Genomic DNA, 21701 nt, shown 5'->3' with positions numbered 1-21701 from the left:
CAATGTAATGAATTCAACTGACATCGCAACCTATCTGATCCAGCATCCGCATTTTTTTGAAGAACATGCTGAGTTGCTAAGCTCTATCAAACTCACCAGCCCGGTCATGGGTCGGGCAATTTCATTGCAAGAACGCCAAATGGAAGTGGTACGCGAAAAATACCGCACCCTCGAATTAAAATTGGCCGAATTGATGCGCCTCGCCGATGAAAATCTCGACATTACCAACAAATTTCAGGTTTGGACGCGCACCTTGCTGTTGGCCCGTAATGACGTCGACCTGCCGTTTATTTTGACGCAAGGTTTGCAGGATATATTTTTCTTGCCGCATGCAACCTTACGTTTATGGAATGTTGCACCCGAATTTACACATACCTGGTTTTCGGAGGCGGCGAGCGAAGATGCCATGCTGTTTGCCAAAGGCTTGAAGACGCCATTTTGTGGTGCCAACCAAGACTTTGAAGCAGCAAGCTGGATCGACGCCACCGAACCCGTTCAATCGATTGCCATGTTGCCCTTGCGTCTTTCTGCAACGTCACCCACATTTGGCTTATTGGTTCTGGGCTCACAAGACCCGGGGCGATATACCAAAGATATGGCGACTGACTTTTTAGTCAAAATTGCGGATACCACCAGTGCTGCGCTGGCTTGTCTGATCGATCTGTAACAATGTCGGGCAACACATCATCATGACGCAAGGTAACACCCATCCCACACCATCCGGGGATGGGAGCGCTGACAATTCCCAGATTGCCGATTATCTGGACATGTTGCGCAGTCAGCGTCAATTATCCGTTCATTCCATCAATGCCTATGAGCTGGACCTGCAAGAATTGCAGCGACTCGCTGACGCGCAAGCCTTAAACTTAAACAACCTCGATACCAGACAAATCCGCCGTTTTACTGCGCAATTACATGCCAGAGAACTCAATGCACGCAGTATTGCCCGTAAATTATCGAGCTGGCGGGGCTACTTTAAGTGGCTCATGGAACAACACGGTTTGACGAACAATCCGGTGGAAGGCGTACGTGCGCCGAAGAAAAGCAAGCCTTTACCGAAAGCACTGGGCGCGGATGATGCAGTACGTCTGGTGTCGCACCGTGGTGACGATCAACCAACGTCGTTAGCCAATCGTGCCATGTTTGAACTCTTATATTCGAGTGGGTTACGGGTTTCTGAACTGATCGATTTAGACATTCAATTTGTTCAGCAAGATAATTATAGTTCGGCAGGTTGGGTGGATTTTGAGCAGGCCGAAGTTCATGTGACCGGTAAAGGAAATAAACCACGCATTGTGCCGGTGGGTGGCCCCGCCATGATGGCCTTACGGGACTGGATTGCGATCCGCGGAAGTTTGCTCAAAGCGGATCCACACCCGCTTTTTTTAACTGAACGAGGCACCCGCATCTCTGCGCGGCTCGTCCAACTGCGCATCAAGGCGCATGCTCAAAGTCTGAACATTCCTGCCAATGTCCATCCTCATATGCTGCGCCACTCGTTTGCCTCCCATATTTTGCAGTCATCAGGGGATTTGCGTGCGGTGCAGGAAATGCTCGGGCACAGTTCAATTGCGGCTACTCAGGTGTACACATCGCTAGATTTTCAACATCTGGCCAAAGTCTATGACGCCGCTCATCCACGCGCCAAAAAATAATATACTCCCCACTATTTTTAAATATTCATGTAATTTATCAAGAGAATTACAAGGCGGAAAAAAATTACTCACCCCAGTACCTTGAATATTCAAAAAATACTCAAAAATCAAACTAGGTTTTTTTGCCATATTTGGCAACTTATTTAATCCGGGAAATCCCGGGCAATTTTGCAACTCAATTGCACTTTAAGGCATAATAAGGCGTCCGTGACCAGCCATAGCATGATGAAAACCATCGATACGCCGCAACTTACCCAACACCAGTCATCCGCCAGCGCAATGCTGATCGCAAGTGGCGTCCGGGCGACGAGCGCGAGATGCCAGGTCTTGGCGGTATTGCTCGACGCCAGACGTGCTCTATCCCATTTAGAAGTGCAAATGGCGTTGCCAGACTTGGACCGTGTCACACTATATCGGGCACTAGATTGTCTGTATGATGCTGGCATCACGCATAAAATTCCTGGCGATGACCGGGTTTTTCGCTACAGCACCGGGCATGAACCATCCTCCGTTAGTACAGTAAGCAAAAACCAACATGCGCATGGTCATTTCAAATGCACTCGCTGTACTCGCGTATTTTGTCTCGATGATGCACAGCATCCTGATAGTCCTAATCAACTCTGGCAGGCAAGCTTACAAAGCGCCCTCGGGGCCGGCTTTCTGAGCCACGAAATAGAGCTCACCATTAAGGGCTGGTGTGCGGATTGCGCTCACTAGCTCAGAGTCTCAACAGATCGCTAGTCCATTTTTTAGACCGTATTCAACCTTAAGACAACGTACCATGGCATTGATACCAACCACCATCCTCACTGGCTTTTTAGGCGCAGGCAAAACGACGCTTCTAAATCGCATCCTGCAAGAAAATCATGGCTTCAAAATCGCCGTGATTGAAAATGAATTTGGCCAGGAAAATATCGACAATGAAATTCTGGTACAAGACAGCAACGAACAAATTATTGAAATGAATAATGGGTGTATCTGTTGCACTGTCCGTGGCGACCTGATTATTGCGCTCAGCAAATTAATACAGCAAAAGAATGAGGGTAAATTCGATTTTGACCACGTCATTATCGAAACCACAGGACTCGCCAACCCAGGCCCCGTAGCGCAGACGTTTTTTGTCGATGAAGAAGTTGGCACCTATTACATGTTGGATGCAGTCGTTACAGTGGTCGATGCGCGACATGGAATGCAACAGCTCGACACCCACGAAGAAGCGCAACGTCAAGTCGGTTTTGCAGACAAAATCCTGCTTTCCAAAACAGACCTGGTCGATGCCGGCGAGGTCAGTGCATTACGTACCCGACTCACGCGCATGAACCCTCGTGCACCGATTTCTGCTGTTGATTTTGGAAAAATCGCCATTGCCGAAGTATTAGATCTCAAAGGCTTCAATCTAAACGCCAAACTTGATCTCGATCCCGACTTTTTACGCGCCGAAGAAGCCGACCACGCGCATGAGCATGATCACGGTCACGATCACGAACACTGTGGCACTGAGTGCGAGCATGAACACCACCATCACGGACATGAACACCAAAACCACCACCACTCACAGCACACCGACGACATCGCAGCGTTTGTCTTCAAAAGTGCTCGTCCCTTCAATACGGGCCAATTAGACGAGTTTTTGGGTGGATTAGTCCAGGTTTTTGGCCCCCGAATGTTGCGTTATAAGGGTGTGTTGTATATGCAGAACGCCGACAGGAAAGTTATTTTCCAGGGAGTTCACCAAATTATGGGCACAGATATCGGTGCAAAGTGGGGAGATAGTGAATTAAAAGAAAGTAAAATTGTATTTATTGGTAAAAATCTCCCAAAAGACATATTTATTCAAGGCTTGGAGCATTGTTTAGTATAAACTATTGGGCTACTGATAATAGGTATTGTCTGTTGGACAAGTGACAAGCATTTTAATGCGCTGGTCTTTATCAGTAAGGGGAGGATAATTTACTAAAATGAATGATTCTTTTAAATTTATTTTAGATATTTTCTACGTATTAACCCGTTGTATCGAAAGTAAGCGAAGTGGCAACTAAATCACCTAAATCGACTGCTACAGTCAGCGCCCCCGAAGCTCTGCTCACCGAGGCTCAAATCCTCGCGATGGGAGAGCAGGATTATATGAACGCTGCACAACTGGCATTTTTCAAGGCCCGTTTGCAGCAGCTTGAAAAGGATTTATTGAAGAATGCCGATGAGACGACCGAGCATCTTCGTGAAACTGTGCTGGTGCCTGATCCGGCAGACCGTGCAACGATCGAAGAAGAGCACGCCTTAGAATTGCGTACTCGTGATCGTGAACGTAAATTGCTGAAAAAAGTTCAGCAAGCGATCTCCAGCATCGATGATGGTGATTACGGTTGGTGTGAAGAAACTGGCGAACCTATTGGTGTGCCACGTTTATTAGCTCGCCCTACTGCAACCTTATCACTGGAAGCACAACAACGACGCGAAATGAAACAAAAACTTTACGGCGATTAATACCGTTTTATCTCGCTAAGGTCGTCGCTTCTGTCGTTGCTACTATGTGACACGACTATTTCCCACAAACCCTTTGTGGACTGCATGTTTGCCTTTTATCGTTAACATATTTAAAAGGTATGCAGCCAAGATAACGGCGGGCAAATCTGTGAGAAGCAGATTTTGATTAGTGAGATAAAAAAACATAAAAGCGTGCTTTTACAGCACGCTTTTTTTTCGTTGATTGTCGTTCATTGACAATAAGCACCGTCTTAAATCACTTACATTGCATCCGCTGCAGGTAATTACAGGTAATTTAACGCGATGAGACGCTGACGTTAAAATGTAAATACAGCCTGAAACTGTTGGAAAAATTCAATAGATAAGTCGAGAAACAGAATTTTTCACTTGCAATTCTGTTACTAATTGTTAATTTAACTTGTTACTCAATTGAAATTAACGAGATGCCGAGAAGGTGTTTTCCGTATTTTTACGCGTAAATCGATATAAATTCCGACATATCGGCCAATATCTCGCACTTTTTAATTCCGCTTGGCAACTTTATCTTTTTTACGCCTAAAAAAAGGTTAAAGCTTGTTTCTCGGCGCAACTATTCGTTCTTAAATCAGAATATACTTAAACCTTGTCAGTTTACTGTCGTTTTTTCAACGTCAATTCATTCGGGAATAAAGTGGGGATTTTTTCTCTTTTTGGTAAAAAAGGTGGCAGGAAAGAAGATCACTCCACTGAGAAATCTTCTGCCAGAAAAACTCGCTCAAAATCGACCAATACGGTCATCACTGGCTTCCAAGAAAGCGATATTTTTACCAATTCGATTATTGCCCAACGACATATTGCACGTGCCACTGAGCGCAAAATTGACGCTATCGAATTTGAAATGTCACGCGACATCGGTAAATCGCACCCCGTTGCTGTCACTAAACTGGATGTTCCCAAAGTGATCGACAGGTATAGCGAACACACCCGGTATGACCTCACGCAACACACACAACCAATAGAACGACGCACCTCAGCCGTTGAATTTCAGACGACATTGCCAATGACAATGCCAACGGACTATTTGCTTGGACAATATTCTGAAATGTCGAGTTCGGCAGTGGCGTATAGCGAGTCGGTACCCGTTCTTGAAGAAGCGGCCATTCTATTTGCGAGTGGCCAAACAGAAGTTGCAGAACAAATGCTCACGGCAGCGGTGCACCATCAAAACCTCAGCTCTGCCACCGAAATTGGTTGGCAAATGTTATTTGATTTGTATCGGATTACCAATAATCAGCATATGTTCGAAAGTTTATCTCTCGACTATGCGAACCATTTTGAAACCTCGCCACCGCTATGGCCAGAAACCAGTGCGTTCGTTAATACGGATACATTGGTACAAACAAAAAACGCCAGACCTACCATCCTATTTCAAGCAAAATTGGATGCGGGGATCGTTAAAATTCTTGAAAAATTGCAGCAAGTCAGTGCAAACAGTCAGACCTTGAGCCTGGACTTCAGTCGCATTCAGAGCGTTAATCCGATTGGCTGCGGCTTGTTATTGCGCACTTTGAAAAATTTAAAGAAAACCAACCACGATCTAATGCTCATTGGCGCACAGGAACTGGCCGAAAAAATCCGCGCTATCATTCAGGTTGGTCGGCGGGATGAAACTGAAGCGCCATGGCTGTTATTGCTTGAAATTTTGCAATTATTGCAATTTGAACGCGCCTTTGAAGAGGCGAGCATGGATTACTGTATTACTTTTGAAGTATCCCCGCCGTCCTTCGAAGTCCCAAAAATCAACGTCACCAGCTCGTTCCCAGAGATTCAGACAGCAGAAGACGATGGTTACACTGACCGATTTATGATGCCAACAGCGATCGAGGGCAAGATCGCACCGCTCATTAATCAGATCACTGCCAAAGCGGAAAATTTGAATCCCTTGATTTTGGATTGTTCTAAGCTAGAACGTGTTGAATTCAGCGCGTCTGCTGAATTGCTCAATGGCTTGGCGCCGATCGCGGCAAAACGCGGGATGACGATCGAATTCCGCGATGTCAATTACCTGGTGATGATGCTCTTCAACGCCATGGGCCTAAAAAATATTGCCAGTATTACACTGCGCAAACACTAATCTTGTAATTTTTCAGAAACGCCCCATTTTCGTTGAAGCCCGCTTGTGCAGCTAGCACAAGCCCCTTGCATTTGTTTCCATAAAACAAATGCAAGTTTCAAACATGCATGAGGTAACTATGGAACAATTTCACGGCACAACAATTCTGACGGTACGACGCGGCAATGTGGTCGCTCTTGGTGGCGATGGTCAGGTCACTCTTGGTAATATCGTCATGAAAGGCACCGCGCGTAAAGTACGCAAGTTGTATCACAACAAAGTCTTAGCGGGTTTTGCTGGTGGTACTGCGGATGCGTTCACTCTCATCGAACGTTTCGAATCCAAACTGGAAAAACACCAGGGGCACCTGATGCGTGCATCCGTCGAGTTAGCCAAAGACTGGCGCACTGACCGCATGCTACGCCGCCTGGAGGCCATGTTGCTCGTTGCTGATAAAGACACCACCTTGGTCATTACCGGCAACGGCGACGTCCTCGAACCAAATCAGGGCATTGGCGCTATTGGCTCCGGTGGTACGTTTGCGCAATCCGCAGCGATTGCCTTGTTTGAGAATACCGATTTATCGCCAGTGGAGATTGTTAAAAAATCACTGACTATTGCGGGAGAATTGTGTATCTACACCAATTTGTCGCACACCATTGAGACACTGGAATAACTTCAGGCCACTGCAACTAGTCGCCGTGCAAACCAGGCACATCTAAGAAATCGAGTGCCAGCATTGATAATGACATATCCCTTCCCGCCACCAGAGTTGAGCGGGATAAGCAGGGAAAAAGAGAGGAATAACTATGAACATGACGCCCCAAGAGATCGTTTCTGAACTCGACAAACACGTTGTCGGTCAGGCTAAAGCCAAACGCGCAGTCGCTATTGCGTTGCGTAACCGTTGGCGTCGTCAGCAGGTGCAAGAGCCGCTGCGTCACGAAATCACCCCAAAGAATATTCTGATGATTGGCCCGACTGGCGTTGGTAAAACAGAAATCGCCCGCCGTCTCGCTAAATTAGCCGATGCGCCGTTTATTAAGATTGAAGCGACGAAATTTACAGAAGTAGGCTACGTAGGACGCGACGTCGACACCATCATCCGTGACCTGGTTGATATCGGCATCAAACAAACCCGCGAAGCCGCGACCCGCAAAGTCCGCGCGCGTGCAGAAGATGCTGCAGAAGATCGCATCCTGGATATTCTGTTGCCACCGCCACGTGATTTTGGTATCCATCCAGAAAACACCGAAACGACGCCACCTGATAACACCACGCGTCAGACTTTCCGCAAACGCCTGCGTGAAGGTGCGATGGATGACAAAGAAATTGAGATTGAAGTCGCTGAGCCAGTAACGCATATGGAAATCATGGCGCCACCCGGCATGGAAGAAATGACCGAACAGATCAAAACCATGTTCTCCGGTATGGGTAATGGCAAGAAAAAGGCACGTAAGCTGAAAATCAAAGACGCATTGAAGTTACTGACGGAAGAAGAAGCCGCCAAACTGGTGAATGAAGAAGATCTGAAACAAGAAGCGATTCGTAACGTTGAGCAAAACGGTATCGTATTTCTGGATGAGATCGATAAAATCGCGTCCCGTTCGGAAGCCGGTGGTGCTGAAGTCTCTCGCGCTGGCGTACAGCGTGATTTGCTACCATTGGTAGAGGGCACAACCGTCAATACCAAATACGGCATGATTAAAACTGATCATATTTTGTTTATCGCATCTGGTGCGTTCCACTTTGCCAAACCATCAGATCTGATTCCTGAGCTGCAAGGCCGGTTCCCAATTCGTGTCGAGCTCGAATCGTTGTCGGTGGCAGATTTTGAGCGTATTTTGACAGGCACAGATGCTTGCCTGACGCGCCAGTATCAGGCTTTACTGGCTACGGAAGGCGTGACGGTAGACTTCACACCAGAAGGCGTTGAAAGACTCGCGGGTATTGCCTACTCCGTCAACGAGACCACAGAAAACATCGGTGCGCGTCGTTTGTATACTGTGATGGAAAAATTACTGGAAGAGATTTCTTTCGACGCCCATCAAAACAGTGGAAAAACGGTAACGATAGACGCCGCGTATGTCGATCAACGCTTGCAGGCACTGTCCGTGAATGAAGATCTGTCGCGTTACGTGCTGTAAAATCTGCCTTGATGAAATGAACGGGATGAGTTGGATGAGCGGGATGCGTGGGCTGGGCGGGATCGACAATGGCAAATAAAGCATTAGCGACCCGCCAGCGGATGCAGTTCCGGGTTGAGCCGGCGCAAATGCCTGCGCGTCTGAAAAACCAACGCGGTGCAAATCCGGTGGCGGCATACGCTAAACCAAAGCCGTTGCGCGACGTCCAGCCAAACCGACCAAACCTGCCGAGTCAGCAAAATCAGCAACATCAGCAACATCAGCAACATCAGCAAAATTCCATGTCCGGCATCACTGACGATGCTGACGCCAATAACAAACTCAACAGGGACTGATATGTTTGAAACCACCGCCGCAAGCGAGAAGCCAGACTACGCACTGCTGGCTCGTCAAGTGACCAGTATTTTAGAAGGAGAACGGAATCTGAGCGCCAATGCAGCACAGTTTTCCGCGTTGGTGTACCACAGCATCAGCGACTTGAATTGGGCGGGGTTTTATTTTACGACGACAGCCAAAAATCCAACACCTGAATTCCCACAGGACCTGCTGGTTGGACCATTTCAAGGCAAGGTTGCTTGTGCCCGCATTCCATTCAAACGTGGGGTTTGCGGCACGTCAGCGGCGCAGCGTGAAACGATTCTGGTGGAAGACGTACACGCATTTCCTGGCCACATCGCATGTGATTCAGCATCGAATTCAGAAATCGTTATTCCAGTGATCAAAAATGGCGTGTTATTTGGGGTGTTCGATATTGATAGCCCACGTCTGCAGCGTTTTACCCTGGAAGATCAACAAGGACTCGAAGCCATGGTCGCAGCCTTCGTTGATGCGACCGATTTTTCCTGAGTGGATTACCGACCAATTTGACCCATGAAACATAATGCCAGCCTTCACGCTGGCATTTTTGTCAGAGTCAGACTGGCGCCAGGCGCCATCGTCATCTACACTATTGAAATCCATTCCTCAAGGAGAGCAACATGCCCGGTTGTTGTCGCCGTAAAGCGATGCGCAAGCACTGCCAACCGTTACGACGCCGCGATCTCGTCACGCGTTTTTTGGTTGATATAGGGATCAATTATCAGCAGGTACTCGGACAAATACGAGCGATGGAGTTTCTCAGACAACAAAATGTACCAGAGAGCGTGATCCAGCCCGTATTACTGACGCCGCAATACCGACGTCATTACTAAATCAAACGAGAAATACATTCAGCGAGTTTCTTGTTTCGCATCACGCGATAACAGACGCGCAATCATGTCCGAGGCGGAAATACCATCGAATAAAACACCTGCAACGGCATGAGTTATCGGCATATCGACACCCAATTCGCCAGCCAAAGCACGTACTGCCTGCGCACAACGGACGCCTTCAGCGACATGGCCTAGCTCTTGAACAATCACATCCAGCGTTTTACCTTGTGCCAAAGCGAGACCGACTTTACGATTACGTGACAAATCACCAGTGCAAGTCAAAATCAAATCACCAACACCCGTGAGTCCCATTAAGGTTTCTGCTTTACCGCCTAGCGCGACGCCAAGACGACTGATTTCTGCCAACCCACGTGTCATTAAGGCGGCGCGCGCGTTCAAACCCAACCCGAGACCATCCGCCACCCCAGTCGCAATTGCCAGAATATTTTTAACCGCTCCGCCTACTTCCACCCCAACCAAATCTTGGCTGGAATAGACGCGCATCGCATTCACATGCAAAGCTTGCACCACCAGTTGGCATAACTCTGTTGAGTCTGAAGCAATCGTCAACGCACAAGGCAAGCCTTTCGCGACTTCTTGCGCAAACGAAGGTCCTGACAAAGCACCAGTACGAACATCAGCCCCCATCAATTCATGCGCAATCTGATGCGGCAACAAGCGGGTTTGCTCCTCAAAGCCCTTACACAACCAAATCACATTCTTTGGTTTAAACGCTTGGCATGCCATCAGCGTCGGACGCAGACCAGACACCGACGTAGCAATGACCAGCAGATCATTTTCACCACGTGCATGGTGCATAGCCGCGTCAAAGTCAGAGCTGATTTGTAGATTTGACGGCAGAGGATGTCCGGGCAAATAGGCGATATTTTCTCGCTGCACTTGAATTTGTTGCATCGAGGCAGCATTGCGCCCCCATAACAGGACATTATTCTTTGCCGTCAGTGCAATCGCTACTGCCGTGCCCCAGGCGCCAGCGCCCAATACGCTAATGTTCATGGTGTTACCCAGTGGTTGATAGTTAACTGCATATTGTCTCAAATCATCTTCATGCAATCATTTGAATGACTTCGATATTTTCGATATTTTCATACTCCCATGAGTATATTTTGACATCCATTATGTTACCTGGAGAATTGGTCATAAAATACATCAAACAAAGGGAGTATCTCGAATCATCTCGCCATTTAACGTCTAAATTAGCCTAAAGTTCTGCTAATCCCAAATAAAAAGGACAGCGCGCTGTCCTTTTTATTTGAATCTGGTCTGATCATGCAGGGAAAAATAATTACAGTCCCCACACTTCATTGACTTTCACATATCCTAATTGCCCATCACGGTGTTTGACCTTCACCCACGCGCCAACAGCCGGTTCGGCCATCTCCAACAAGACACTTTTATCGGCACTAAAGACCAATGCTGATGCCTCATCTGCTGCTTCGCGAATCTTTGCATTCGTCACCCGCACCATCAGGTTACGACGGGTAATCAAATCTTTAGATTCAACCCAGCTCAAATCGCCCGCCATATCCCGGACTTTACTCCAGGCGCCGGACGTGAACACGACTTCGAGGGGCATACCGCGTGGCGCTACGTATAATTTGCCACCTTTTAGTGATGGCGCATCGTACATTACGACAGGCGAAGCACCGACAGATCGAAACTCGATTGCTTGTGCAGAGGCACCAACAAATAAAGTCATTAAGCCAAGACTGCAAGTTGAAATCAAACGACGCATGGGCTCTTTCACCAACCAACCCGGTTCAACTAAGATTGATGACTTTGTTGAACCAGACCGGTACCGGAATATTATTGGATAGTTGTCGGCGCTTGTGTGTTCGCGCCATCTGCTGCCAATTTTGCTTGTTCAGCGGCGATTTGCAAGCGTTGTGCATAAAACGCTTCAAAATTGATTTCTGACAAGTGAATCGGTGGGAAACCAGCGCGTGTGATCGCATCTGCAACGTTGGAGCGCAGATATGGATACACGATGTTAGGGCAACCAATTCCCAACAACGGTTCCAGTTGATCTTCAGGGATATTGCGTGCTTCGAAAATACCAGCTTGTTTGCCTTCAACCAGGAATGCCACTTTATCGCCGATTTTAGCGGTAACAGTGACTGTTACTGTGGATTCGAAAATACCGTCAGCCAGCTTTTCAGAGCCAACGTCAACGGATACTTCGATACCAGGAGCCTGTTGTTCCAGGAAAATCGCTGGAGAATTTGGCTGTTCAAGCGACAAATCTTTCAGATATACGCGTTGAATTTGGAATACGGGCTGCAGATTTTCGTCAGACATGTGAGACTTTCTAAAATTCTAAAAGATTAAATAATGAGGACTTACGCAAAATCGCCCCCGCGGCGTTATGGCTCCTAGCCTTACAGTCGTACTGTCTTCGCCGCCTTACCTTGCCGGAACAATTTTGTGAAAGTCCGAAAAACACCGCAAGACGATAAACAGCGAAACTGACAGATAGGGCCATTTATGACCATTTCAAGATCGCGCCGACATATTGTAGCAAGTTGACCCACGAAACAGCAATTTACCGAGCAAGTCCGAACAAAATCCTGAAATTTATCCAAAAATAACCAGAAAAAAGGCGAAAAAAAACGCCAGCACGGCAAAAACACGGAAGTACGAAGTGATAATCCTTCGTCGCAACGATGTTTCAGTGCGGACGTTTTTTTGCTGCAAATCTGTGGTCAGGCTGCAGGATGCAATAAACCATCCAGTTTCCCGGCCCTGTCCAGCGCGGATAAATCATCAAAACCACCCACATGGGTATCGCCAATGTAGATCTGCGGCACCGTTCGACGTCCCGTTTTTTCCATCATCGCCTCGCGCACTGCAGGATCGAGATCAACGCGGACTTTTTCAATGTCTTCGACACCTTTAGATTTCAGCAAGCGCTCAGCCATCACGCAATACGGGCACACCGCAGTGCTATACATCAGGACTGGGGCATTTACAGGGGCGGTCATGGAATCGGTCATCACTTTTACTCCTACTTATTTAACAACAGGCATACCCTGGGTTTTCCAGGCTTCTACGCCACCTTCCAGGCTAAACACCTGGGCAAAACCGGCTTTGCTCAACAACGCAGCAGCATTGGATGAACGCACGCCTTGTGCACACACGGTAATGACTACCGTATTTTTCGATTTTTCGATTTCTTTTAAACGATTATTCAGGTCAGCTAATGGAATATTCTTTGCGTTTGGTAAATGTCCCTCAGCAAATTCCTCGACACTACGCACGTCCAAGACCAGCGTTTTGCCTTGATTCATATACTGAGTTGCCTGAAATTGCGACACTTTGGCACCACGACGTTGCAACATCGGGATCAACAAAGCACCACCAGAAATCAGGGCAATACCGATCAGAAAAATATTATCAAGAATGAATTTCACAGTTTTCCAGTAGTAAAAATGGTTATCAGAAGCTCGTCATTATAAAATAGATGCTGATTACGCATATTACTTAACGTATGAATACTAAATTATTAATATTCATACAGCATTTTTAAGATTATCAACCACTACCTTACGACTCCATCATGTATAAAATCGTTTTAATGCGCCATGGCGAATCTACCTGGAATCTCGATAATCGCTTCACTGGGTGGACAGATGTTGACCTGACAGCCAAAGGCGTTGCGGAAGCTACACAAGCCGGTAAACTATTGAAAGAGGCTGGTTTTACGTTTGATCTGGCTTTTACCTCAGTACTGAAACGTGCCATTCGTACTCTCTGGGGTACTTTGGATGAGATGGATTTGATGTGGTTGCCAGTCGTGCACGATTGGCGTTTGAACGAACGTCACTATGGCGCACTGCAAGGTCTGAACAAGGCAGAAACGGCCGCTAAATATGGCGATGAGCAAGTGCTGGTATGGCGTCGTAGCTATGACACGCCACCCAATCCATTGGCACAAGATGATGATCGCACGTCATACAATGACCCGCGCTATGCTGGTCTGGATCGCGCACAAATTCCCGTCACTGAATGTCTGAAAGACACGGTTGCACGGGTCATGCCAGCGTGGGATGACAGCATCGCCCCTGCTATTCGTGCCGGAAAACAAGTCTTAATCTCCGCCCACGGTAACAGTTTGCGGGCCCTCATCAAAATGCTCGACGGCATCAGCGATGACGATATCGTCAATCTGAATATCCCAAATGGTCAGCCTTTGGTCTACGAGCTCGACGCCGATCTCAAACCGATTAAGCACTATTACCTCGGTGATCAGGCCGCCATTGAAGCGGCACTTAAAGCGGTTGCCAGCCAAGGCAAATCTAAATAAGCCTGAATGCAAAAATCAACCCGCTTATTCTTTTCTGCCATGCTGTGCCTGTCGTTTGGCGGCACAGCCTGCCTGAGCCTGGGTGCGAGTAATGCACGCACCCAACAAAAGGCCCAGGCGGAAGCAACACGTGCAGATTTACAACAAAAATTAAAAGCACTAAAAAACGATATAAACAAAACCGAAAATGCCAAAGATCACGCCAGTGATGCATTGGCAGAATCAGAGCAGGCGATATCGGAGGCAGACCGTTCCTTGCGCGACCTGCAGCAGGAACAAATTCAGACAGAAGAAAAATTACAGCGATTACTGGCGCAACAACTGGCGCTTAAAGCGCAGGTCGAAAAACAAAAATCGCAGTTATCGAGATTTTTACGCAGTCAATACATGCGCGGCGACAGCGATCGTATCAAATTGTTGCTGTCCGGTGATGACCCTAATCGTATCAACCGTGATTTGCAATACATGGGTTACGTCTCGCAAACCCAGGCGAAAATGATCGATGGTTTGCGTACTACCTTGCAAGCGGTCGAGAAAAACACGCAGGAAGCGCAAGATGCCAAACAAGATCTTGACGATATCGCGGAAGAACAAAAGCAACACAAAGAAGCATTAGTCAAAGAAAAGAAAAAACACGCCACATTGGTGAGTCAATTATCAGACAAACTATATGCACAAAAAAAACAAGCGGATAATCTACAAAAAGATGAACAAAGGCTGAGTAATCTTGTCTCACGCTTAAATCTGTTGATTGCAGAGCAGGCAAAAGCAGACAAAGAACGCGCTGAACGGGAAGAAAAGCAACGTCAGGAACGCGTAGCGGCTGCGCAAAAAGAAAAAGCAAAACAAGCCGAGCAAGCGGCGTTGGATAAAAAAGCAGGGAAAAAACCAACAATCGCAAATAATACGAACAACACGGTTAAGGCGGGCAACACAGCTAATCCAAATGCAATCGATGCCGATGAGCCTCCACAGAAAAACAGAATTGAAGTTGCCGCCGGTGAGTTTGAGCATTTAAAAGGTCAGTTACGCCTGCCCGTAAAAGGTGAAATTCTGGCGCGATTCGGTACTAAACGAGGTGATGGACCTAGCTGGAAAGGCTTGTTTATCAAAGCGACCGAAGGCACAGAAGTAAAAGCAATCGCTACCGGCAAGGTAATTTTTGCTGATTGGTATAAAGGTTACGGCAACATGGTTATTGTGGACCATGGCGACCAATACTGGAGTTTGTACAGTAATAATCAGGCCGTGTTGAAGCATGTTGGCGACACGGTCAAAACTGGCGATGTGATCGCCAGCGCCGGAAACAGCGGCGGTAATGAGCAATCAGGTTTATACTTTGAAATCCGTCATCAGGGACGGGTATTTGATCCACTGAACTGGATCGTCGTTAAATAGGCTTTAGGTGAAACATGGGCAGCAAATTTAAGAATTTCAGTTTAATCGGCCTGGGCATGGTCGCTGGCGTGGCAGCATCCATGCAATTTTCAGCAATGGCGCAAAAAAGTGCCGCCAGCCCACTCCCGGTTGAAGAGCTGCGTCAATTGGCCGATGTATTCGGCTTAATTAAATCCGATTATGTCGAACCCGTCGACGACAGCAAACTGTTGTCAGAAGCGATCGCCGGCATGGTCGGCTCGCTCGATCCGCATTCTGCCTATCTCGATAAAAAAGCATTTAAAGAACTCAAAGAAGGTACGCAAGGTAAATTTGTCGGTTTGGGGATTGAAGTCGGCATGGAAGACGGTTACGTAAAAATCATCTCGCCGATTGAAGACTCTCCCGCCTATCGCGCTGGCCTTAAGCCTGGCGATTTGATCACCCGTCTCGATTCGGTGCCAGTCAAAGGATTGACACTCGACGAAGCTGTCAAAAAAATGCGCGGTGAGCCAAATACCAAAATTACGTTAACGATTGCCCGTAAAAACGAAGACAAACCGATTGTTGTGACGATTACGCGTGAGTTAATCAAACAACAAAGCGTCAAAGCCAAGATCGTTGAGCCTGGTTATGCTTGGTTGCGTATTTCGCAATTCCAAGAGCCTACGGTTGAGGATATGGCGAAAAAAATCCAGATGTTGTACGCCCAAGACCCCTCCATTAAAGGTTTGGTACTGGATTTGCGAAATGATCCAGGAGGCGTGTTACCAGGCGCAGTCGGTGTTGCGGCGGCCTTCTTGCCAAAAGATGTGCCAGTCGTTTCAACAAATGGCCAGTTGCCTGATTCCAAGGCAACGTTCTACGCCAAACGCGAATTTTATACTGGCCGCACTTCTGGTGACCCATTAGCAAAATTGCCTGAAGCGATCAAAAACGTGCCGATGGTTGTATTGGTTAATACAGGATCGGCTTCTGCCTCTGAAATTGTTGCCGGCGCGCTGCAAGACTACAAACGTGCGACCATCATTGGCACGCAAAGCTTTGGTAAGGGTTCCGTACAAACCATCCGCCAGATCTCAGCAGATACCGCAGTCAAGCTGACAACAGCACGCTATTACACGCCAAATGGTCGTTCGATTCAAGCCAAAGGTATCGTGCCTGACTTTAACGTCGAAGAAACCGCGGAGGGTGACGGTTTTAACAGCTTGCGTACCCGTGAATCTGATTTGCAAAAACATCTGAGCAACGATAAAGAGGCAGAAGCAACGCGCCCGAAAGTCGATGAATTAGAAGAGGAGCAACGCCTGATTGCGCTGGCGAAGAAAAGTAAGCCACTTGAATACGGCAGTAAGGATGACTATCAGCTAGCACAGGCATTGAACCATCTGAAAGGCCTGCCAGTGAAAGTGACTGAGCCAAAAGAGGTGAGAGAGAATAAAGAGGGCGAAAAGGGCGATAAGGACGGAAATAAAGCCGATAAGGCCGATAAAGCGGAAAAGCCTGATACGGAAAAGAAAAAATAATCATCCTACAAGATGCCAGAGGCCGCCCACCAGCGGCCTTTTTTACGATGATGCTGGCACGTTCGATTGCTACAATGTTCCTGCGATTTATTGGTTTATTTATTAGTTTATTTATCTATTTAATTGTCTATTTACCCATTGATCCATTGATCCATTGATCGAAATTTTGACGCTTCATGGTCACTTTTAATCTACCTCAACCTGATGAACGATAATCAACTTCTGCGCTATTCACGCCATATTTTGCTGGAGCATATCGGCATCGAAGGGCAAGAAAAAATCAATGCTGCGCGCGCCCTCATTATTGGTGCGGGTGGTTTGGGTTCGCCAGCAGCACTTTACCTGGCCAGTGCTGGCGTTGGTCGTATTACTCTGGTCGACAACGACACCGTCGATTTGACGAATCTGCAACGGCAGATTCTCCATACCACGGAGCGTGTCGGACAAACTAAAGTCCGCTCAGGACAACAAAGTTTGCAGCAAATTAATCCCGACATTCACGTTATCGCTCTACAAGAACGCGCAGATGGACAGCGGCTAGAAGCGTTGGTGCAGGACGCTGATGTGGTTCTTGATTGTTGTGATAATTTTGTGACCCGTCATGCGGTAAATGCCGCTTGTATCAAGTTTGGGGTGCCGCTCGTCTCCGGTGCAGCAATTGGCTTTGATGGTCAAATCAGCGTATTTGATCAACGCAATAGCAATGCTCCTTGTTACGCATGCCTTTTTCCGCCTCAACAGCAATTTGAAGAAGTACTTTGTTCTGGCATGGGTGTGTTCGCACCTTTGGTTGGCATTATCGGTACGATGCAGGCCGCCGAAGCACTCAAATTGATTATGAAGATCGGCCAACCACTCATCGGGCGTTTGCTAATGCTTGATGCCATGAATATGGAATGGACCCAAATAAAAATCAATAAAAATCCGGCATGTCCGGTGTGTAGCTAATTTTTCACCCTTCCCTACCAGTCCACACAACCACAACGACATTCGACTATGTACACACTCTATTACTCTCCCAGCACAGCCAGCCTGGTGGTGCACGTCGCCTTGTTAGAAATTGGTGCCAAACACGAACTTAAATTGCTTGATTTCGCTAGCAAACAGCAAAAAGATGCTGCCTATCTGGCCTTAAATCCAAATGGCGTTGTACCGACGCTGATATTAAATGGCCAGGCATATATTGAATCGGCTGCCATTTTAATGTTGTTAGCTGAACATCACCCGAAAGCCGGTCTGGCGCCAGCACATGGTAGCGTCGAACACGATCTCTGGCGTCAATGGATCGTTTATTTAAGCAACGATTTGCAATCGACGTTTCGCTTCTGGTTTTATCCCCAGGATCTTGGCTCTGTTGAGCATCCAGAGCCGGTGCGCCGTGCCCTGCAACATAAAATTGAACACATCTTTAATCATATCGATACACACTTGAAGCAACATGGTCCTTATTTGTTAGGCTCACAATTTTCTGCCGCTGATTTATTGTTGTGTATGCTGATGCGCTGGTCGCGCAATATGCCTAAACCAGCGACCGCGTGGCCAAGCTTGAATAAGCTAACTCATTTAGTCACTGCACGACCAAGCTGGAAGAAAATGCAGGCGATTGAAGAACTCAGCACGTGGCCTGAGGTGACATCGGCGTGAAACCAGCGATAACGATGTACCGCGCTCATCAAGCTGCGCAGACGCACCCCGAGGTCAGTATTTCAGAATTTATTGGTGTGCGGAATTTACACCTGTCATCCGACGCAATTCAAGGCTCCATGCGGTTGGCAATGCCAGACCAAATCGAACTAGAATACGTGCAGCAAATGATGATGTGGTTGCTGTTCAAAAAAGACCCACGGCACATTGGACAACTTGGGCTAGGTGCCGCCGCATTAACCAAGTTTTGTTACCGGCAATTTCCGCATGCCAAAGTGACGGCAATTGAGCTCAATCCGAATGTGATCAAAGCATGCCATCAGCATTTCAAATTACCTGACAACGATGAACGTTTGCAGGTGGTAGAAATGGATGCCATGCACTTTGTATGCGATCGTAACAACCATGATCAGTTCGATATTTTACAAGTTGATTTATACGATGCCGCTGCAGAAGCACCGGCACTGAGCAGCCCGGCATTTTATCAAGCGTGCGCAGATTGCCTGACTGCAGACGGCATGTTGACCGTCAACTTATTTGGCAATCCAGACAATTACGAAGCCAACTGCACGGCCAATTTAGAGGCATTAGAATCAGCCTTTGATGCGGTAGTCTGGTTACCAATGGTGCATGACGCCAACACCGTTGCGATCGCATTTAAACAAGCGCCGTCGGTCGATTTTGAAGCACTCTACGAACGTGCCACAGAAATCCGCCTCGCCATGAAGCTACCGGCGGCAAAATGGGTAAATGGCCTCAAAGCGTGGATGGAAGGCGCTGACTAAGCAATCACCTGTATCGACAATACAAATGTGCCTTTCCTTCGACTTGAACAGAGCGGGTGTAACCGTCAATTTTGACCCGGCTTAAAAGCATCACGCTTGCATTAGCCTACGAGAATTTATTTTTCTCAATATTTAATTATCGAAAAACGATAAAAAATACTTGATATTTGTTTTTTAATGGCTAAAATAGCACTCACTATTTCATTTTGGAGTGTCACCATGGAAACAACTTCTAACTCGCGTATTGCAGCTATTGGTAAGGTAAGTTCTTATTTATACGTTTTCAACGCAATTTTTATATGCGGAATTCCACTGTTTGGTTTAGGCGCACTAGGCGTGACGTGGTTTAATTTGCCCGCCGGCGACCTGACAACATTCAAACTCATACTCAATAGTATCAATATGAGCAACGGATATTGGGATACTCTAAAAGCACAAGGCGTTACCACTGAAGCTCGCGTTTTTTTGATGCTGGCTACATTGACACTTGTTGCGGGTCTGGAATTTTTGTTGGTGCAACTAAACCAGTTACTGACTTGCTTTTCAAATGGTGAAATATTCAATCAGAAAGCCGTTAGACATGCCCGTTCGGCATTCAATATTGCCTTTTTTGGAAGCGTATTTTGTTACGTTACCCAGTTCGTGATTTTAGTAGGTAGCGTCGCATTTTGGCATGACGGTAAGGCCGATTATTTTGTACGCATTTTTTGCAATATCTTGGACGACACGGTTTGGGTAGGCATTTCTTTATTGATTATCTGGTCCTTAGAAATCGGTACTGAACTCCATGAAGAAGCAGAACTCACTATTTAATTATCATGCCTATTATTGTTAATCTCGATGTTGTATTGGCGCAGCGAAAAATGCGCCTCAATACGTTGGCTGCGATTGTTGGTATCACGGCACAAAATTTATCTGTGCTAAAAACCGGAAGAGCCAAGGCCATTCGCTTTGATACCTTAGAAAAAATTTGTGCAATCCTCGAGTGCCAGCCCGGCGATATTCTCGCCTATTCACCCGATACCGCACCGGTAAGCTTGAGTTCAACAGATCAGAAAGAACTCAGCGACGAGGAATAGCGCACCGAAAAAGTAGCGCGCTATCGCAATTTAAATCACTTCCTGTCGAATAAATGGCCCTATGCACTCATTGAGATTCTCTTGAGTACAAAGTAGAAACTGCGTGCCATCCGGATGCAGGTAAATGTAGTTGACGGCAACATCACCGATTGGTGTTTTTTCGCCAGTACAGTCAGATAAACCGCTATTTTTGACGATTTTATCTACCCATTTATAGAAACCGCGGCGGCTAGGATAAGCGGATATCTGAAACACCGATTCATTCACCTCTTTGCCGCTGACCGAGCGTTTTGTACCGTTGGAGTGCAAGTTATAGACTTCGTAACATGCGAGCTCTGGCAGCTCAATTCTCCAGGCACCGATCAGCGGATGATCGGCACGTAAGGGACCAAGCTTAAGTTCCTGCGCATTTGCGGCAGCGATCGAACTTGCCAGGAGAGTTCCAATAAGCAAGGCGCGTTTCATCATATCAACTCCATTGATGCGATCTGCAATTATTGATGTGTATTCGCATGGAATACGCTACTGGATGCTATTTGAAAAAAGCCACGCATTGAACTGCATCCCAAATAAACCACTGATAAGCATCGAATACCAACATCAAACGTAAACAATGTATTTATTTGAATATGATCGATGCAACTGTCATCCATAACAAGTTTTATTTTAACTGATGATGATGAGCCTCAGGCCAGTAACAGCGGATTGCGGTCGTTGATCGGGCCATAAGCGAATAAGAAGCGCTGGGCATGGCCGGATGATTTCATCTGGATAACAGAAGCCGCGATAGAGTAGGCATAATTTGATCTCGCCACCTTACAATATTTTGCCAGCCTCCGTAAGTTGACAATATCTTCAGGCTTACAACATCAATTGCCTACGCTTAGCAGGGAATTTTTTATTATGACAAGCCTTTAACCAACACACGACGATCAGGCATCGCTAGCAAGTAGCAGATCAAATTGTTCATAATAGGCATGATTTGGTGGATTATTTTTGGTGATCGTTGGTTCACTGAACGCGGCTTCGATCGAAGCCTCATCTGGCAATAGTTTGACATGCCAGCGGATGAGCCTTAGACCCGCATCCTTGCAAATCATATTTTTTTTCGCGTCCATTTCTTGTTGCGAGACGTGTTTGTGGCTGGCATCGTCGAGCTCAATCGCAGCAACCACATTGAAATTTTTTTCACACACAATAAAATCAAAACTGAGATGCTGAATGCGCGGTTGCCATTCGTCAAAATCGTAGTCTGGTTTTACATTCAGAATGCGCGAAGCGTGAACCTGCGCAAGAATAATGTGATCGGGAAGTGCATTCTGCAGACGAAAATACAAGACTTGCTCCGCCGCACCCATGGGTCGTTTGACGTAATAGGGCCACGCTTTTTGGTCCATA

At 46.9% G+C, this 21701-nt stretch carries 26 protein-coding genes; 19 read left to right on the top strand and 7 right to left on the bottom strand.

The window, feature by feature from the left end; all coding sequences use genetic code 11:
• Window positions 1-7: 7 nt before the first annotated feature.
• The 11 genes from ACO0K1_RS10175 to ACO0K1_RS10125 all read left to right on the top strand — a co-directional run bounded on the left by ACO0K1_RS10175 (window position 8) and on the right by ACO0K1_RS10125 (window position 9568).
• On the top strand, window positions 8-667 hold the full coding sequence (locus ACO0K1_RS10175; protein WP_423025289.1) for a DUF484 family protein: 660 nt from the start codon (window positions 8-10) through the stop codon (window positions 665-667).
• A gap of 22 nt (window positions 668-689) precedes the next feature.
• The gene (xerC, locus tag ACO0K1_RS10170; RefSeq protein ID WP_423025287.1) at window positions 690-1655 is read left to right on the top strand and encodes a tyrosine recombinase XerC; all 966 of its coding nucleotides are present in this window, start codon (window positions 690-692) and stop codon (window positions 1653-1655) included.
• Window positions 1656-1877: 222 nt separating this feature from the next.
• Entirely contained in the window at window positions 1878-2372 is a 495-nt protein-coding gene (locus ACO0K1_RS10165) for a Fur family transcriptional regulator (protein WP_423025285.1), read from the top strand.
• 64 nt (window positions 2373-2436) lie between these two features.
• The gene (locus tag ACO0K1_RS10160) at window positions 2437-3516 is read left to right on the top strand and encodes a CobW family GTP-binding protein (protein WP_423025283.1); all 1080 of its coding nucleotides are present in this window, start codon (window positions 2437-2439) and stop codon (window positions 3514-3516) included.
• 218 nt (window positions 3517-3734) lie between these two features.
• Window positions 3735-4139, top strand: a complete 405-nt coding sequence (gene dksA, locus ACO0K1_RS10155; RefSeq protein ID WP_423025321.1) for an RNA polymerase-binding protein DksA — start codon at window positions 3735-3737, stop codon at window positions 4137-4139.
• A 670-nt stretch (window positions 4140-4809) separates the two neighbouring features.
• Complete coding sequence (locus tag ACO0K1_RS10150) at window positions 4810-6252, top strand: hypothetical protein (RefSeq protein WP_423025281.1); 1443 nt, start codon at window positions 4810-4812, stop codon at window positions 6250-6252.
• A 118-nt stretch (window positions 6253-6370) separates the two neighbouring features.
• Complete coding sequence (gene hslV, locus ACO0K1_RS10145; protein ID WP_186884391.1) at window positions 6371-6907, top strand: ATP-dependent protease subunit HslV; 537 nt, start codon at window positions 6371-6373, stop codon at window positions 6905-6907.
• A 133-nt stretch (window positions 6908-7040) separates the two neighbouring features.
• Window positions 7041-8378 (top strand): ATP-dependent protease ATPase subunit HslU, encoded by a 1338-nt coding sequence (hslU, locus tag ACO0K1_RS10140; RefSeq protein WP_423025279.1) that lies wholly within the window; start codon window positions 7041-7043, stop codon window positions 8376-8378.
• A gap of 68 nt (window positions 8379-8446) precedes the next feature.
• On the top strand, window positions 8447-8713 hold the full coding sequence (locus ACO0K1_RS10135) for a hypothetical protein (RefSeq protein ID WP_423025277.1): 267 nt from the start codon (window positions 8447-8449) through the stop codon (window positions 8711-8713).
• Window position 8714: 1 nt separating this feature from the next.
• Window positions 8715-9224, top strand: coding sequence for a GAF domain-containing protein (locus tag ACO0K1_RS10130; RefSeq protein WP_423025275.1), 510 nt, complete (start codon window positions 8715-8717; stop codon window positions 9222-9224).
• A 131-nt stretch (window positions 9225-9355) separates the two neighbouring features.
• Window positions 9356-9568, top strand: coding sequence for a hypothetical protein (locus ACO0K1_RS10125; RefSeq protein WP_423025273.1), 213 nt, complete (start codon window positions 9356-9358; stop codon window positions 9566-9568).
• Window positions 9569-9586: 18 nt separating this feature from the next.
• Here ACO0K1_RS10125 and ACO0K1_RS10120 read toward each other — a convergent pair whose 3' ends face one another.
• The 5 genes from ACO0K1_RS10120 to ACO0K1_RS10100 form a co-directional block, all read right to left on the bottom strand.
• On the bottom strand, window positions 9587-10585 hold the full coding sequence (locus tag ACO0K1_RS10120) for an NAD(P)H-dependent glycerol-3-phosphate dehydrogenase (protein ID WP_423025271.1): 999 nt from the start codon (window positions 10583-10585) through the stop codon (window positions 9587-9589).
• A 289-nt stretch (window positions 10586-10874) separates the two neighbouring features.
• Entirely contained in the window at window positions 10875-11324 is a 450-nt protein-coding gene (locus tag ACO0K1_RS10115; RefSeq protein ID WP_423025269.1) for an SH3 domain-containing protein, read from the bottom strand.
• 71 nt (window positions 11325-11395) lie between these two features.
• Window positions 11396-11887, bottom strand: a complete 492-nt coding sequence (secB, locus tag ACO0K1_RS10110; protein ID WP_423025267.1) for a protein-export chaperone SecB — start codon at window positions 11885-11887, stop codon at window positions 11396-11398.
• A gap of 404 nt (window positions 11888-12291) precedes the next feature.
• The gene (grxC, locus tag ACO0K1_RS10105; RefSeq protein WP_423025265.1) at window positions 12292-12582 is read right to left on the bottom strand and encodes a glutaredoxin 3; all 291 of its coding nucleotides are present in this window, start codon (window positions 12580-12582) and stop codon (window positions 12292-12294) included.
• A 15-nt stretch (window positions 12583-12597) separates the two neighbouring features.
• Complete coding sequence (locus tag ACO0K1_RS10100; protein ID WP_423025263.1) at window positions 12598-12999, bottom strand: rhodanese-like domain-containing protein; 402 nt, start codon at window positions 12997-12999, stop codon at window positions 12598-12600.
• Window positions 13000-13145: 146 nt separating this feature from the next.
• On the opposite strand from ACO0K1_RS10100, the gene gpmA reads away from it, so the two are divergent.
• The 8 genes from gpmA to ACO0K1_RS10060 all read left to right on the top strand — a co-directional run bounded on the left by gpmA (window position 13146) and on the right by ACO0K1_RS10060 (window position 20303).
• Window positions 13146-13892 (top strand): 2,3-diphosphoglycerate-dependent phosphoglycerate mutase, encoded by a 747-nt coding sequence (gene gpmA / locus ACO0K1_RS10095; protein WP_423025261.1) that lies wholly within the window; start codon window positions 13146-13148, stop codon window positions 13890-13892.
• 6 nt (window positions 13893-13898) lie between these two features.
• On the top strand, window positions 13899-15290 hold the full coding sequence (locus ACO0K1_RS10090; RefSeq protein ID WP_423025259.1) for a peptidoglycan DD-metalloendopeptidase family protein: 1392 nt from the start codon (window positions 13899-13901) through the stop codon (window positions 15288-15290).
• Between the two features lie 14 nt (window positions 15291-15304).
• Window positions 15305-16795, top strand: coding sequence for a S41 family peptidase (locus ACO0K1_RS10085; protein WP_423025257.1), 1491 nt, complete (start codon window positions 15305-15307; stop codon window positions 16793-16795).
• 204 nt (window positions 16796-16999) lie between these two features.
• Window positions 17000-17743, top strand: a complete 744-nt coding sequence (locus ACO0K1_RS10080) for a HesA/MoeB/ThiF family protein (RefSeq protein ID WP_423025255.1) — start codon at window positions 17000-17002, stop codon at window positions 17741-17743.
• Between the two features lie 48 nt (window positions 17744-17791).
• Window positions 17792-18439, top strand: a complete 648-nt coding sequence (locus tag ACO0K1_RS10075) for a glutathione S-transferase family protein (protein WP_423025253.1) — start codon at window positions 17792-17794, stop codon at window positions 18437-18439.
• Entirely contained in the window at window positions 18436-19224 is a 789-nt protein-coding gene (locus ACO0K1_RS10070; RefSeq protein ID WP_423025251.1) for a fused MFS/spermidine synthase, read from the top strand. The genes ACO0K1_RS10075 and ACO0K1_RS10070 overlap by 4 nt, the downstream gene beginning before the upstream one ends.
• 219 nt (window positions 19225-19443) lie before the next feature.
• Window positions 19444-20037 carry a DUF2975 domain-containing protein gene (locus ACO0K1_RS10065; protein WP_423025249.1) on the top strand — a complete coding sequence of 198 codons (594 nt, stop codon included), beginning with the start codon at window positions 19444-19446 and terminating at the stop codon, window positions 20035-20037.
• A 5-nt stretch (window positions 20038-20042) separates the two neighbouring features.
• Entirely contained in the window at window positions 20043-20303 is a 261-nt protein-coding gene (locus ACO0K1_RS10060) for a helix-turn-helix domain-containing protein (RefSeq protein ID WP_423025247.1), read from the top strand.
• Between the two features lie 30 nt (window positions 20304-20333).
• On the opposite strand, the gene ACO0K1_RS10055 is transcribed toward ACO0K1_RS10060, so the two are convergent.
• On the bottom strand, window positions 20334-20771 hold the full coding sequence (locus ACO0K1_RS10055; protein WP_423025245.1) for a hypothetical protein: 438 nt from the start codon (window positions 20769-20771) through the stop codon (window positions 20334-20336).
• A gap of 464 nt (window positions 20772-21235) precedes the next feature.
• Window positions 21236-21700, bottom strand: a complete 465-nt coding sequence (locus tag ACO0K1_RS10050) for a DUF2726 domain-containing protein (protein WP_423025243.1) — start codon at window positions 21698-21700, stop codon at window positions 21236-21238.
• Window position 21701 lies beyond the last annotated feature (1 nt).

The organism is Undibacterium sp. SXout20W (assembly GCF_049340285.1).
Classification (GTDB): Bacteria; Pseudomonadota; Gammaproteobacteria; order Burkholderiales; family Burkholderiaceae_D; genus Undibacterium.
Note: the sequence above shows the minus strand (reverse complement) of the source record. Positions and strands in the feature narration are given on the sequence as shown.

Coding starts and splice junctions, on each gene's coding strand:
- ACO0K1_RS10175 (WP_423025289.1), top strand. CDS start 8: ATGAATTCAACTGACATCGCAACCTATCTGATCCAGCATCCGCATTTT.
- xerC (WP_423025287.1), top strand. CDS start 690: ATGACGCAAGGTAACACCCATCCCACACCATCCGGGGATGGGAGCGCT.
- ACO0K1_RS10165 (WP_423025285.1), top strand. CDS start 1,878: ATGATGAAAACCATCGATACGCCGCAACTTACCCAACACCAGTCATCC.
- ACO0K1_RS10160 (WP_423025283.1), top strand. CDS start 2,437: ATGGCATTGATACCAACCACCATCCTCACTGGCTTTTTAGGCGCAGGC.
- hslV (WP_186884391.1), top strand. CDS start 6,371: ATGGAACAATTTCACGGCACAACAATTCTGACGGTACGACGCGGCAAT.
- hslU (WP_423025279.1), top strand. CDS start 7,041: ATGAACATGACGCCCCAAGAGATCGTTTCTGAACTCGACAAACACGTT.
- ACO0K1_RS10135 (WP_423025277.1), top strand. CDS start 8,447: ATGGCAAATAAAGCATTAGCGACCCGCCAGCGGATGCAGTTCCGGGTT.
- ACO0K1_RS10130 (WP_423025275.1), top strand. CDS start 8,715: ATGTTTGAAACCACCGCCGCAAGCGAGAAGCCAGACTACGCACTGCTG.
- ACO0K1_RS10125 (WP_423025273.1), top strand. CDS start 9,356: ATGCCCGGTTGTTGTCGCCGTAAAGCGATGCGCAAGCACTGCCAACCG.
- ACO0K1_RS10120 (WP_423025271.1), bottom strand. CDS start 10,585: ATGAACATTAGCGTATTGGGCGCTGGCGCCTGGGGCACGGCAGTAGCG.
- ACO0K1_RS10115 (WP_423025269.1), bottom strand. CDS start 11,324: ATGCGTCGTTTGATTTCAACTTGCAGTCTTGGCTTAATGACTTTATTT.
- secB (WP_423025267.1), bottom strand. CDS start 11,887: ATGTCTGACGAAAATCTGCAGCCCGTATTCCAAATTCAACGCGTATAT.
- grxC (WP_423025265.1), bottom strand. CDS start 12,582: ATGACCGATTCCATGACCGCCCCTGTAAATGCCCCAGTCCTGATGTAT.
- gpmA (WP_423025261.1), top strand. CDS start 13,146: ATGTATAAAATCGTTTTAATGCGCCATGGCGAATCTACCTGGAATCTC.
- ACO0K1_RS10090 (WP_423025259.1), top strand. CDS start 13,899: ATGCAAAAATCAACCCGCTTATTCTTTTCTGCCATGCTGTGCCTGTCG.
- ACO0K1_RS10085 (WP_423025257.1), top strand. CDS start 15,305: ATGGGCAGCAAATTTAAGAATTTCAGTTTAATCGGCCTGGGCATGGTC.
- ACO0K1_RS10080 (WP_423025255.1), top strand. CDS start 17,000: ATGAACGATAATCAACTTCTGCGCTATTCACGCCATATTTTGCTGGAG.
- ACO0K1_RS10075 (WP_423025253.1), top strand. CDS start 17,792: ATGTACACACTCTATTACTCTCCCAGCACAGCCAGCCTGGTGGTGCAC.
- ACO0K1_RS10065 (WP_423025249.1), top strand. CDS start 19,444: ATGGAAACAACTTCTAACTCGCGTATTGCAGCTATTGGTAAGGTAAGT.
- ACO0K1_RS10060 (WP_423025247.1), top strand. CDS start 20,043: ATGCCTATTATTGTTAATCTCGATGTTGTATTGGCGCAGCGAAAAATG.
- ACO0K1_RS10055 (WP_423025245.1), bottom strand. CDS start 20,771: ATGATGAAACGCGCCTTGCTTATTGGAACTCTCCTGGCAAGTTCGATC.
- ACO0K1_RS10050 (WP_423025243.1), bottom strand. CDS start 21,700: ATGGACCAAAAAGCGTGGCCCTATTACGTCAAACGACCCATGGGTGCG.